This is a genomic window from Sphingobium salicis subsp. salicis (assembly GCF_049472635.1).
Taxonomy (GTDB): Bacteria; Pseudomonadota; Alphaproteobacteria; order Sphingomonadales; family Sphingomonadaceae; genus Sphingobium; species Sphingobium yanoikuyae_A.
The window spans coordinates 431,890-445,096 of record NZ_JAYRCS010000002.1 but is presented as its reverse complement, the minus strand read 5'-3'; the positions used below and the strand labels follow the sequence as shown (position 1 = coordinate 445,096).

Annotated in this window: 11 protein-coding genes; 2 read left to right on the top strand and 9 right to left on the bottom strand. The window is 60.2% G+C overall.

Going from position 1 to position 13,207, the window contains the following annotated elements:
* The first annotated feature begins 322 nt into the window (after positions 1 to 322).
* Positions 323 to 490 (top strand): DUF6771 family protein, encoded by a 168-nt coding sequence (locus VHN57_RS26580; RefSeq protein WP_164522541.1) that lies wholly within the window; start codon positions 323 to 325, stop codon positions 488 to 490.
* A gap of 572 nt (positions 491 to 1,062) precedes the next feature.
* Here VHN57_RS26580 and VHN57_RS26575 read toward each other — a convergent pair.
* Positions 1,063 to 2,240, bottom strand: a protein-coding gene (locus VHN57_RS26575) for an IS3 family transposase (protein ID WP_423286482.1) whose coding sequence is annotated in 2 segments (ribosomal slippage) — positions 1,063 to 1,976 and positions 1,976 to 2,240 — 1,179 coding nt in all. Because the reading frame shifts where the segments join, the coding sequence is not laid out codon by codon here.
* Positions 2,241 to 2,456: 216 nt separating this feature from the next.
* Between VHN57_RS26575 and VHN57_RS26570 the strand changes: the two genes are divergently transcribed.
* Positions 2,457 to 2,876, top strand: a complete 420-nt coding sequence (locus tag VHN57_RS26570; RefSeq protein WP_202968880.1) for an HD domain-containing protein — start codon at positions 2,457 to 2,459, stop codon at positions 2,874 to 2,876.
* Positions 2,877 to 3,002: 126 nt separating this feature from the next.
* Here VHN57_RS26570 and VHN57_RS26565 read toward each other — a convergent pair whose 3' ends face one another.
* From VHN57_RS26565 to VHN57_RS26530, 8 genes are all read right to left on the bottom strand, one after another.
* Positions 3,003 to 5,009: a hybrid sensor histidine kinase/response regulator gene (locus tag VHN57_RS26565; RefSeq protein WP_234791908.1), complete on the bottom strand. Its 2,007-nt coding sequence runs from the start codon at positions 5,007 to 5,009 to the stop codon at positions 3,003 to 3,005.
* 73 nt (positions 5,010 to 5,082) lie between these two features.
* Positions 5,083 to 6,585, bottom strand: coding sequence for an ATPase domain-containing protein (locus VHN57_RS26560; protein ID WP_069335645.1), 1,503 nt, complete (start codon positions 6,583 to 6,585; stop codon positions 5,083 to 5,085).
* Between the two features lie 411 nt (positions 6,586 to 6,996).
* Entirely contained in the window at positions 6,997 to 7,743 is a 747-nt protein-coding gene (gene arsH, locus VHN57_RS26555; protein ID WP_037523027.1) for an arsenical resistance protein ArsH, read from the bottom strand.
* The gene (gene arsB, locus VHN57_RS26550) at positions 7,740 to 8,768 is read right to left on the bottom strand and encodes an ACR3 family arsenite efflux transporter (protein WP_037523025.1); all 1,029 of its coding nucleotides are present in this window, start codon (positions 8,766 to 8,768) and stop codon (positions 7,740 to 7,742) included. Before arsB ends, arsH begins: the two co-directional genes overlap by 4 nt.
* A 5-nt stretch (positions 8,769 to 8,773) precedes the next feature.
* Complete coding sequence (locus tag VHN57_RS26545) at positions 8,774 to 9,310, bottom strand: GNAT family N-acetyltransferase (RefSeq protein ID WP_037523024.1); 537 nt, start codon at positions 9,308 to 9,310, stop codon at positions 8,774 to 8,776.
* Positions 9,307 to 9,720, bottom strand: coding sequence for an arsenate reductase (glutaredoxin) (gene arsC, locus VHN57_RS26540; protein ID WP_037523022.1), 414 nt, complete (start codon positions 9,718 to 9,720; stop codon positions 9,307 to 9,309). The genes VHN57_RS26545 and arsC overlap by 4 nt, the downstream gene beginning before the upstream one ends.
* A gap of 10 nt (positions 9,721 to 9,730) precedes the next feature.
* Positions 9,731 to 10,060, bottom strand: coding sequence for an ArsR/SmtB family transcription factor (locus tag VHN57_RS26535; protein WP_048938527.1), 330 nt, complete (start codon positions 10,058 to 10,060; stop codon positions 9,731 to 9,733).
* A 547-nt stretch (positions 10,061 to 10,607) separates the two neighbouring features.
* The gene (locus VHN57_RS26530) at positions 10,608 to 12,890 is read right to left on the bottom strand and encodes a heavy metal translocating P-type ATPase (RefSeq protein WP_423286540.1); all 2,283 of its coding nucleotides are present in this window, start codon (positions 12,888 to 12,890) and stop codon (positions 10,608 to 10,610) included.
* Positions 12,891 to 13,207: the final 317 nt, after the last annotated feature.

Sequence of the window (13,207 nt, the reverse complement as noted above, 5' to 3'; positions counted from 1 at the left end):
GAGCGAAGCCTGCTGGCTGAACTGCTGATAGTGCGAGGCTGATGAGACGAGCCAGGAAGCGACGCCCTACGCTTTCTCTCAGCCGCCCAATGTAGCTCAAAGCAAATAGGAGTTGGCGCATACAGGCTGCAATCCTATTTTCGCCGCGGAGGCACGGCGCTGAGCATGGGATGCAGGAAAAGCCGTGAAGTGCTGAGTCGGCGGCTGGCGGCCCCTCGAAAGAAGATGGTGGACTTCTTTTTTGCGCTGCAGCCCCTGCTGTCAGGTGATGTTTACAACCAATGCGTTGCCTCGGCAGCCAAGGCCCGGCATAGACGAGTGCATGACTGAACCTGTGCAGGCCGCCATTCTCGCCGTGATCGAACGCGCACCGATGTGGATCAAGCAGGATCTGACGTCAAAGGATCCGGGGGCTCGTGTACGCGCGGAGGAGTCTCTCGCCATGATCATTGCCGACGCCATCAGCAAGCAGAGCGAACAGCCTGAATGACCGGCCATTGCATAATTGGGATATAACGCCAACGGCGGCGGGTTTCGATTCTGCGATGCGCCCGGCGCAGCCTCTAAGCACCGTACGGTCTAGTTGCTCGACGTATCCTCTAAGCCAGCTGAATTCCATTTTGCCGATTTTTTGTGGTGTTCGGAACAGCGGGCGTTCACGCGATCAGACGTCGACCAGCTGGCAGTCCCGCCCTTCCGCCTCGGTGTAGGAACCCGATGTGTGGACATGCGACCTGTAGATCGTCGGGACTAGAAGGAAGCAGTGGTAAAGGCTGTCGATTGCTTGATCTAGTTCAAGTCTGCTTGTTCGATGAAACCTTTGGCGATCGCAAATTTCGCGAGCTGCATTGGCCTTCCGCTGCAGCTAACCTCTTCTCGAAACATTCCTGTGCCATCGGGTGAGCCTGAACGGGCGTCTTGAACTTTGGGACATGGAGCTCGCAGTGCGAGACTTGGTAATGGGTGATGCCTTCCTTGGGGCACATCCATGAAGAAAGAGCAAATTTGTGGCAGGCCGTCGTCAACATTGATCTGCCCCCACCGAGTGGCCCGATTGGTTTGTTAGTGGATTAAGCCCATCGCCGCCATATCCGGACGGAGGTGGAGCGAAGCGGAACCGGAGGCCGGATATGGCGGTGTCGCCGTTTCCGGTGCCGGCGGTCGGTAGCCCAGGCTGCTTTGAGGGCGAACGGTGTTGTAATGCCGCCGCCATGCCTCGATCAGCACCTTGGCCTCAGCGAGGCTGTAGAAGATCTCGCCGTTGAGCAGTTCGTCGCGAAGCGACCCATTGAAGCTTTCGTTATAGCCATTCTCCCATGGTGATCCCGGGGTGATATAGAGCGTCTTCACGCCGATCTGCCCCAACCATTTCTGGACGGCGGTCGCGATAAACTCGCTACCATTATCGGATCGTATATGCGCTGGTGGCCCACGCGAGATGAACAGGTCAGCCAGCGCCGCCAGCACATCCTCGTGTTTGAGCTGCCGGGCAACGATGAGTGCCAGGCATTCCCTGCTGGCCTCGTCGATGATCGTCAGAATCCGGAACTTGCGGCCATCGTGCGTGCGCCCTTCGACGAAGTCGTAGGCCCACACATGCCCGGAATACTCAGGCCGCAAGCGGATACATGATCCGTCGTTGAGCCACAGGCGTCCCCGTTTGGGCTGACGCAGCGGGACCTTCAGTCCTTCGCGTCGCCATATCCGCTCGACCCGTTTGTGGTTCACCGTCCACCCCGCATGGCATAGCAACGCCGTCACTCGGCGGTAGCCATAGCGGCCATATTGCTTCGCCAGCGCGACGATGTCCTCCGTGAGCGCCTGTTCGTCATCTGCCCCACGCGGCACCTTGCGCTGTGTCGATCGATGCTGCCCCAGCACCCGGCATATCCGTCGCTCGGACACCCGGATCGGCAAATCTCGTCGCAACTGATCGATGCAGCGCCGCCGCCGCGCGGGGCTCAGAAGTTTCCCTTGGCAGCTTCCTGCAAGATCAGCTTGTCCAACGTCAGATCCGAAATCGCCCGGCGTAGCCGCTGGTTCTCTTTCTCCAGATCCTTCATCCGCCTCGCCTGGTCGGTCTTCAGGCCACCATATTCCCTGCGCCAGCGATAGTATGTCTGCTCGCTGACCGCGATCCGGCGGCACGCCTCTGCTGTCGAGGCTCCCTGCGCCAGAACAATCTCAACTTCACGCAGCTTGCCGATAATTTCTTCCGGCTTGTGCTTCTTGCTCGGCATTCATCGTCCCTTTCGTGGTCCAGACTATCATAGTCTCTGGGCCACTCAACGGGGGGCAGATCACAAGCGCCCCAGAAAACCCATGACCCATCCCTTCAGAGTGTGTGGTCATGGCGTATCGAGGTTTATAGCGAGTTAAGTAATCTCGACATTACCGTAACATAGATCAATAAATGCCAATTTTGCGTAATTTTCTCGCGTAAATTTGGCCATATTATGATGGAGATTGTCCGAAGGATCCCGCACACCGACGAAATGTTGGCTGCGGCGTTGTTGCACGATACGATTGAGGATACTGCAACAACCCGAGAGGACATCGCGCGCGAGTTTGGAGAGCCTGTTGCTGCTCTGGTGATGGAACTGACCGATCAGTGCCATGACGGCAACCGCGCTACACGCAAAGCAGCGGAAGCAAAACGTCTCGGTACCATCTCGCCCAATGCGCAAACCGTAAAACTCGCCGATTTCATCAGCAACACGCAATCGATCGTTGCGGGAAGTCCTGGGTTCGCCAAGGTTTATCTACGCGAAAAGCTGCAGGTCTTCTCCGTCATGACCGGTGGGGATCCTAACCTGTATCGTCAGGCCATGGCACTGATTGAAGATGCAAAGACGAGCATAGGCTTCCGCGCTTAAATTGATCTGCTCTGCCTGCAGTGTTTCGAACTACGCAGCTACGCCAGACTTCCCACCGATTGTGAACGTCCTAAATATCGGCAGATGGGTCGATATGCCTTCAGCCACATCCCCGACTAGTGCCATTCAGTTAAGCATCTCGCGGATCTTTGCCGACAGGATCTCGATCTGGAACGGCTTGGTGATCATAGCCATGTTCGTGCCAAGGAATCCGGCACGCATGGCGGCATTCTCGGCATAGCCGGTGACAAACAGGATCGGCAGCAAGGGCAGATGGTCGCGAGCGACTTCCGCAAGCTGACGGCCGTTCATGCCAGGCAGGCCGACATCGGTGATCATAAGATCGAACGGCCGGCCGGCCTCCAGAAGTCGGATCGCCTCGCTGGGCTCGGCGGCCTCTGCAATCTTGTAGCCAAGCTCGCGCAGCACTTCGCCGATCAGCAAGCGCACCGAAGGATCGTCCTCGACCAGAAGGACCGTCTGACCATCGCCTTCGAAAACAGTGTCGATACCGCCTGTTTCATCGGCGGCGCTCGTGGGATCCGCTATCGGCAAATAGAGCGTGATGGACGTTCCAAGTCCGGGCGTCGAATGGATGCGAACCTGGCCATTCGATTGCTTGGCAAAACCATAGACCATCGAGAGCCCGAGCCCGGTTCCTTGTCCCACCGGCTTGGTGGTGAAGAAGGGCTCGAACACCTTTTCTATCGTGGCAGCGTCCATCCCGACGCCGGTATCGGACACTGCCACCGTAACATACTTTCCTACCCCAATATCAGGTCGGGTCGCGGCGTAGCTCTCATCAACCGTCGCGACGCCGCTTTCTATCGTAAGGCGGCCGCCGTCAGGCATGGCATCGCGTGCGTTGATGGCAAGGTTGAGAATAGCGTTTTCAAGCTGGTTGGCGTCTACGAGTCCAGGCGGTAGCCCTTCAACCGTCACGATTCCGACCTCGATATTCTCTCCCATTGTCCGCCGAAGCAAATCTTCGAGCGATAGGACGAGTGCGTTGACGTCTGTCGCCTTGCTGTCGAGTGACTGACGGCGTGAGAAGGCGAGGAGGCGGGCGGTCAGCCCGGCTGCGCGTTGCGCGGACGTGGACGCCGCATCCATGAAACGATCCAGATCATCGAGGCGGCCTGACGCCATGCGCCGCTTCATGATGTCGAGGGCACCGATGACGCCGGTCAGCATGTTATTGAAGTCGTGCGCGATCCCGCCGGTGAGTTGACCGACCGCCTCCATCTTCTGCGACTGCCGGAGTGCATTTTCGGCGCGCTCGCGCTCTGCGGCTTCCGCTTGCAGCCTGTCGAGCGCGTTCTGCAAGTCCTGTGTTCTAGCCTGCACTTCGCGCTCCAGCTTCTGGGCTGCCTCGGCCAGCTCAAGCTGTGCGCGCTTCTGCGCGTCTATGTCGACGATCACGGAAATCGAGCCAGTGACGGCGCCGTCGGGGCCTTTCAGCGGCACGCCACTGACTCGCGTCCAGACGTCATCCCCCTGCAGGGGATGGAAGAGAAACTCTGATCCCTCCACTGTTTCGCCGCGTAGTGCCCGGACGGTGACGAACTGGTCCCGTTTGATACGGTCGCCAGTATGGTCATAACCGATCCACCGTTCCTCGCCGTCTGGAAGCTGCGAAGGCACAGCACCAGTGGGCGTGAAGCGCCGAAAAGCAGGATTTGAAACAAGAGTTTTATGATCCGTATCGACGAAGGCCACGCCGACGGGGAGATGCTCGAGGAGGACGCGCATCTGCGCATGCTGGGCATCGAGTTCAAGGATCCGATCCCTGATCTCGAACTGCTTCTGTCGCGCACGCATTGCGGAGTCGATCGCGCTGACCAGCGACTCTGAACTCAAAGGCCGTTCAAGCAGGACGACATTGTTGACCCGGTCCGGCAGCCGCCGTCGGATGGTATCGCCCGAACGGGCGATGCCCGCCTGTCGGCCCGCAAGGAGCACAAGCGGGATGTCCGACCAAGTAGGTTGCGCCAGTAGCGCCTCGCTCAGCGGCGCGAGATCGGTCGCCAGCGCTTCTTCCGTCAGGAGAATGACGCCAACATGCTCGTCAAGACGACCGGCGACGTCAGTGAGCCTTTGACAGATATGGGCGTCATAGCCCTGTCGCTTCAAAAGCAATGCGACGCTGTCCGCATCCCTCCCGTAGGGCGCCGAAATGAGGACGCGGTGACCTTCTGATGCGTTTCTATGCACGGGTGCCGCGATCTTCCATCAGCGGCGACTGCGTCCCGACATATTCTGGCGTGCCGCTTAAAACCCCACGAAACTCGGCCAGTGGATTGCCGACGCGGATGCCCTGAGTGTCAATCCGTAGTTCGCGGATCGTGTCCTCATGCGCGCCGCTCCTGTTCTTGACGATCGAGATCGCTTTACGGATGCGGCCTTGCGCCTCGAAGAAGCGAAGCAGGATGACGACGTCCGCGACATAGGAGACGTCGAGACCATTGGTCTGCATCGATCCGAAAAAGCCCTGCTGGGGATTGATGAGAAAGGTGACGACACCTGCCTGGTTGAGATAGGACAAGAGCTCATGTAGCTGCAGGATGAGCTGCTGCTCCTGCGGCATCGCCGCGACGTAGCCGTTGAGGCTGTCGATGATGATGATCCGCGCTTCGCGTTTTTCGACCTCTTCACGAACCATCGAGGCGAACTCGCCAGGCGCAACTTCGGCGGCATCAAGCTGACGGATCACCAGGCAGCCACCTTCGATGAAGCTAGCCAGATCAATGCCCAGCGCTTTAGCGCGGGCAATAAGCGTGCCGATACGCTCGTCAAATTCATAAATGACGCAGTTCTCACCGCGACGGCAGGCCGCCGCCAGATATTGCAGGGCGAGCGTGCTCTTGCCCGCGCCCGATGGACCGGTAATGAGTGTGCAGGTGCCGCGGGCCGGTCCGCCGCCCAGTAGCGCATCAAGCTCGGGAATCTCGCTCGCCACTCCCTCGTCGTTGAAATCGCTATGGTGGTCGGCGGCGATCAACCGGGGGTAGACTTCAAGACCGCCCTTGCGGATCGTGAAGTCATGGTAGCCGGCAATGAAATTGACGCCGCGCAGCTTTTGAACCTGGAGTCGGCGCCGAGCTGCGCCGAAATCGAGGGTCAGCCGTTCGAGTGTGATGACCCCGTGGCAGAGGCTGTGAAGATGATTATCGCGTTCCCCACTGTAACTCGTAAGGTCGTCGACCAGGATGACCGTGGTATTCAGGCCAGCAAAGAACTGTTTGAGTAACAGGAGCTGACGCCGATAGCGAAGCGGATCCTGAGCCAGCAGGCGCATTTCGGACAGACTGTCGAACACCACACGCTTCGGCTTGATACGCTCGACCTCGGCCTTGATGAGGTTAATTGTCTCACCGAGCTCCATCTCGAAGCTATGGAGGATCGACTGGTCGCGACCAGCTCCGAGCACTTCATCGGCCGATGCCAGTTCAAACAGGGCAATGCCGTCGAGATCCCAGCCATGCGACTTCGCAACGACGGATAGTTCCTCGCTGGTTTCCGAGAGCGTGATGTAGAGCGCTGGCTCTCCCTTATCGCGACCATCCAGCAGGAACTTGAGCGCAAGGGTGGTTTTGCCCGATCCCGGCATGCCCTCACAGAGATAGAGGCGATTGGCCGGCAGGCCTCCGCGCAGGATGACGTCCAAGCCTGGATTCCCGACGGAAACCGTGGCGGGTTCTTCACTCATGGATCGACGCCCCTTGTTCTATTTATTGCGACAACGCATCGACATGCCCTGAGCCAAGGGCCGTTCGAAAAGACACTGGAAGCGGCCCCTCCATCAGACGTTCGATCGTTCCCAGGCTCTCGGCTCGGATGGCACTTTCGTCCTTAGCGGCTAACGGATGGCAGAACGAGACTAAAACCCAGCGCTTTGATCTTGATTAAGGCATTTTATGCTCGTGGAAGAAGGGCAAGTGGAAGAAGAGTTCGACTGACGTTTATTGGCTGGAAATGACCGACTGTGGACGACAGCCACCGAAAAAGTGGAATGTCCGCTGCTGAGGATCAAAATTTGGGCGCTAAGCGTCCGGCATGGGTCGACAGCGGAGATGGCCGCTACGCGCTCTTTCCAGTCATTCGATGGTCAGGGCGAAAATCAGGATTGAGGCATGATTGCAATTGCGGAGTGGTCCGCTGCGTTATCAACCGGGAGCCCAGCCTCCTTCCGTTCGGAGTATCGGTCAACGAGCTGCACCCCGTGCGGCCTCATCAGCACGGTGAAGCGGACCAGTTCCTCCATCACATCGACGATGCGCTCGTAGTAGCTCGATGCCCGCATCCGGCCGTCTTCGTCGAACTCCTTGTAGGCCATCGCCACTGACGACTGATTCGGAATCGTGAACATCCGCATCCAGCGGCCCAGCAAGCGCAGCGAATTGACGGCATTGAACGATTGCGAACCGCCGGACACCTGCATGACCGCAAGCGTTCTTCCCTGCGTCGGCCGCATCCCGCGCATCTGAAGTGGCAGATGATCGATCTGCGTCTTCATGATGCCGCTGATCTGGCCGTGCCGCTCAGGACTGCACCAGACCATGCCCTCCGACCATAGCGCGTGCTCCCGCAGTTCATGCACCGCCGGGTGATCATCTCCCGCTATCTGATCGGGCAGCGGCAGGTCGCTAGGATCGAAGATCCGCGTCTCGGCGCCGAAGAACTTTAGCAGGCGCGCCGCCTCTTCCACGGCGAGGCGCGAAAACGAGCGTTCCCGCAGAGAGCCGTAGAGCAGCAGAATACGCGGAGGCGGTTGATCCGGGCCAAGGCCGCTGGCGGGACGAGCCAACGCAAAAGCTTTGTCTAGCGCAGGAAGGTGATCGGGGGCGGCGAGTTCGCGCAGTCTCATGCGGAAATACCTTTCTCGTACCAGGGACGGGTCCGCTTCACCAAGGCGACGATCGATAGCATCACCGGCACTTCGACCAGCACGCCCACGACCGTTGCCAGCGCGGCGCCGGAACTGAGGCCAAAAAGGCTGATGGCGGCGGCCACAGCCAGTTCAAAGAAATTGGAGGCACCGATCAGCGCCGAAGGGCCAGCGACGCACCATGCCACGCCAAAACGGCGGCTGAGCCAATAGGCGATGCCGGCATTAAGATAGACCTGAAACAGGATCGGCACGGCAATCAGCGCGATTACCAGCGGTTGCCGGATGATCTGCTCGCCCTGAAAGCCGAACAGCAGCACCAGTGTCAGCAGCAGGCTGGCAAGGCTGATCGGGCCAATGGCGGACAGGAAATGCTGGAGCCGCTTCTCGCCCCCGCGAAGTAGGACTCGGCGGAGCAGTTGCGAGATGACCACCGGGACGACGATGTAGAGTCCCACCGACAGCGCCAACGTGCTCCACGGCACGGTAATCGATGCCACGCCCAGCAGCAATCCTACGAGCGGCGCGAAGGCAAGGACCATGATCAGGTCGTTCAGTGCCACCTGGCTCAAGGTGTAGTTCGGCTCACCATCGACGAGGTTGGACCAGACGAAGACCATCGCCGTGCAAGGCGCAGCAGCCAGCAGGATCAGCCCGGCAATGTAGGACGACGATACGCCTTCAGGCAGCATCGGCGCGAACAGGTGGCCGAGGAAGAAGGTGCCGAGCAATGCCATGGAGAATGGCTTGATCGCCCAGTTCACTACGAGGGTAATGCCGATACCACGCCAGTGCTGCCGAAGGCTATGGAGGGCGCCGAAATCGACCCGTAGCAGCATCGGGATGATCATGAGCCAGATCAGGCCCGCCACCACGAGGTTGACGTTGGCGATCTCCAGCGCTGCGATCGCCTCGAAGGCGCCGGGAAGCAAATGGCCGAGACCGATCCCGACTACGATGCACATGGCCACCCACAGCGAGAGATAGCGTTCGAACAGCGAAATGATCGTCAGTCCTTCCCGGAAGCGATAGGCGCGGTCGCGGTGCCGCCACCCAAGGCGATCTGCATGTAAACTGTGTCGAGCCAGCGACCGGCCTTCCAGCCCATGCCGGTCAGGCAGCCGACCTGCTCAAAGCCGCAAGAGCCGTGCAGTGCGACGGAGGCCGGTTCACCGCCACCGATGACAGCGACCATCTGCCGGAAGCCATAGGCATCGGCGGCCTCCAGCAAGGCCTTGAGCAACAGCTTGCCGATGCCGCCACCGCGCCGGTCGTGCGCTACGTAGATGCTGTTCTCGCAAGCATAGGCATAGGCCGGTCTATCCCGGAACTGCGTGGCGTAGGCATAGCCCACCAGCTCAGATCCATCGCAGGCGACAAGGAACGGCCAACTCCGCCCGGTGATCATCAAGATCTTCTCGACGGTCTCGTCCGCGGTCGGCGGCACGACTTCGTAGGTTGCCGTGCCGTGAAGAACATGATGCGCATAAATGGTGGCAATGGCGTCCGCGTCGTCGACCTCAGCCCGGCGAACCGAAAGACTCATCGCCGGGTCGCTTCCACGACTTCGCCGTCTTCCTTGACGAAAGTTCTGCGCTGCTCGGCCGGCAGCAGGTCTAGCACTGCTTCGGAAGGCCGGCAGAGCTTCACGCCCAGTGGCGACACGACCAGCGGCCGGTTGATGAGGATAGGATGCTCCATCATCGCGTCGACGAGGGCCTCGTCCGTCAAGGTCTCGTCGCGGAGGCCCAGTTCGGCATAAGGCGTCCCCTTCTCGCGCAGCAGAGCGCGCGGGGTGATGCCGGCGCGGTCGATGAGTTCCAGGAGCAGCGCACGGCTCGGCGGCGTCTTCAGGTACTCGATAACATGAGGCTCTATACCCGCATTGCGGATCATGGCCAGGGCATTACGAGAGGTCCCGCAAAGCGGGTTATGGTAGATCACGATATCGGTCATTGTTGCCTCTTCAGCAGCAGGTAAGTTCGGCCAGAAGCGGCTCGCACAGTTCGGCGCGCCCCTGGCAGCAATCCTTGGCCAGATAGACCATGAGGCCGCGCAGCGCGTCGAGGTTGGCGCGCTGGATCTGTTGGCGACCACGCTTCTCGGACAGCACCAGGCCGGCCTTCACCATCACGGCCAGATGCGTCGAAAATGTGCTCTGGGTCAGCCCCGACGCTTCGACCAGTTCGCCGGTCGACAAGCCATCCGGCTCATGTCGGATCAGCAGCCGAAACGCATCGAGCCGCGTGGGATGGCCAAGGGTGGAGAGAATGGCAAGGGCGTCATCGGTGTCCATGCATCGAAATTATCCGATGCGATATGGCCCGTCAATGAGATATCGGATATTCCCGATTCTTTATTCGTCAGTCAGGCTTGAGGGCAGCTTGGGACCAATTGCTAGATGGAAGCTGGCATTCCGAGATCGGCTCGACGCGCGGTTGGAAGGGAAAACCTGACCGTCTGCTCCTGGGGATCAAAAATCGCCCCTTGAACGGCAAATTTGGGTCGGATTTGACCGATTAGAAGTCGCTGGGTTCAGTGGTCAGATTGTCAGAAATCGTACCTGCAGCCGCGTTGGCGTCCGCAGCGAGGTCGCGCAATGCCTTCGCGGTGTCTTGCAATAGGTTGTCACTGATGGGGCGCTCGCCATTGATGAACCGCCGGATAGCCCGCTCATCGATCCTGAGACGCCGAGCAAATGCTGTCGTTCCACCAAGCAGCTGAACACAGTAGGCGAATTGGTCCTGTCGATCTTGCATGTACCGAACATAGCCCGTCTGACGCGGGAGGCAATGTAATCGGATGCGAGAGTAGAGACGTCTGGGCGACGCAGGCGGAATAGCTCACAGGGTTCGTGTCCTCAGCCGAAGGGCATTTGTCACGACGCTGACGGATGACAATGCCATCGCCGCGGCGGCCAGCATCGGAGACAGCAGAATGCCGAACAGCGGATAGAGCAGCCCTGCGGCCACTGGGACGCCCGCCGCATTGTAGATGAAGGCAAAAAGGAGGTTCTGGCGGATATTGGACATCGTCGCCTGGCTGAGCCGCCGCGCGCTCACGATGCCGTTCAAATCGCCCCGCAGCAACGTTACGCCCGCGCTTTCCATGGCAACGTCGGTGCCTGAACCCATGGCAATACCCACATTGGCGGCGGCCAGCGCAGGCGCATCATTGACCCCGTCACCCGCCATCGCAACGACGCGGCCTGCGGCAATAAGGCGGTTGACCACTGCGCTCTTCTGATCAGGCAGGACTTCGGCTTCGACCTCGTCGATGCCAAGCTTGTCGGCAATGGCTTGCGCCGTCTTGCGGTTGTCGCCCGTCAGCATCACGATGCGGACCCCCTCTTGCCGCAAGGCGCCAAGGGCCTCTGCCGTGGTTGCTTTGATCGGATCGGCAATCGCGATGATCCCTCCGACCTGACCGTCCAGGCCCACGAAAATCGCGGTGGCGCCATCGCGGCGCAGGTCGTCGGCAGCGGGCGCCACTTCGATACTGTCTATGCCCTGATCGAGGAGGAATGGTGCATTACCAAGGACAACGCGCTTGCCCTCGACTGTTCCCACCGCACCGCGTCCCGTTGGGGAATCGAACTGGGATACCGGTGGCAGCACGAGATCGCGGGACCTGGCCATGTCGACGATTGCGAGCGCCAGGGGATGCTCGGATGCCTGCTCGACGGCGGCGGCGAGACGGAGGACCTCCGCTTCGGTGTGGCCGGACGCCGGTATGATGGCGGTAACCGCCGGATGGCCCAGTGTCAGCGTGCCGGTCTTGTCGACGACCAGCGTATCTACCTTCTCCATCTGCTCGAGCGCCTCGGCATTCTTGATCAGGACGCCAAGCCTTGCACCACGGCCCACGCCCACCATGATGGACATGGGCGTGGCGAGACCAAGTGCGCAGGGACATGCGATGATGAGGACCGCGACAGCGGCGATCAGGCCATGAGCGAAGCGCGGCTCCGGTCCCCATAGACTCCATCCGACAAAGGCCAATATCGCAACAAGGATCACGGCGGGCACGAACCAGCCAGCGACACGATCGGCCATGCGCTGAATGGGCGCGCGCGAGCGCTGGGCCTGCGCCACCATCTGGACGATCCGGGCGAGCATCGTGTCTCGCCCCACTTTGGTCGCCGCGATGACAAGCGCACCGGTCTGGTTGAGCGTGCCGCCAATGACCGTGCCATCAATCTTTTTGGTCACCGGCATGGATTCGCCGGTAACCATGGATTCATCGACCGACGATCCGCCGTCTATTACGGTGCCGTCCACCGGCACCTTCTCACCGGGGCGAACGCGCAACTGGTCGCCGACGCCGATCAAGTCGAGGCTGACCTCCTCCTCATCGCCATTCCACAAGAGCCGACGCGCGGTCTTTGGCGACAGGTCGAGCAGCGCCTTGATTGCGCCCGACGTCTGCTCGCGCGCACGCAACTCGAGGACCTGTCCCAGAAGCACCAGCACGGTGATAACGGCTGCCGCTTCGAAATAGACCGCGACGCTGCCATCGGCATTACGAAAGGCTGGCGGAAAGAGGGCGGGAGCGAGCGCCGCGATCATGCTGTAAGCCCAGGAAACGCCCGTGCCCATCGCGATCAGCGTGAACATGTTGAGGTGGCGTGTCGCGAGCGAACGCCATCCGCGCACGAAGAATGGCCAGCCCGCCCAGAGTACGACCGGCGTGGCGAGAGCGATCTGGATCCAGATCGACAATCTCGCCGGCACCAGATGATGCAGAGCGGGAACGAGATGCCCGCCCATTTCCAGAACGAAGACGGGCAAGGCGAGCAGGAACCCCACCTTAAGGCGCCACGTCATGTCGAGCAGCTCGGCGCTTGGTCCGCTCTGCGCGCTCGCCACTTCGGGCTCGAGCGCCATGCCACATATCGGGCAAGGTCCTGGATGATCCTGCTGGATCTCAGGATGCATGGGGCAGGTCCAGACAGTCCCGGAGACGATAGCGGGCTGCTCCCGCGCGGAGAGGTAAAGCACGGGGTCAGCGACGAACTTGGCGCGACAGCCGTTGCTGCAGAAATAATATCGATGACCATCATGTTCAGCGCGATGGGGCGTCAGTTCGGGGTCGACTTCCATCCCGCAGACGGGATCGTGAACCATTGCCTTCTGGCCATGATGGTCATGATCGTCCTTGTCGTGATGTCCATATGCATGCGGGGGCATGTTTTGCATCGACGGCTCCCTGTTGTGCGCAGCTCAAGTCCGTCCGGCTTCGCCTGGCAGATGGGCTACCCCGGAAAGTACCACAGGATCTTGATCCCAAGCAAAATTTGGTAGCCGCCTTCAGCAAGGCTTCTGACGAACGTCGCTCATTGCTTAGCCGGCGCACACCCTAGCCGCCCATCCTCGACTGTTGAGCGATAAGCCGACGGTCGGCATTTCGGAAGGCAAGAACAAGCGCTGAACGACTGAGAAGG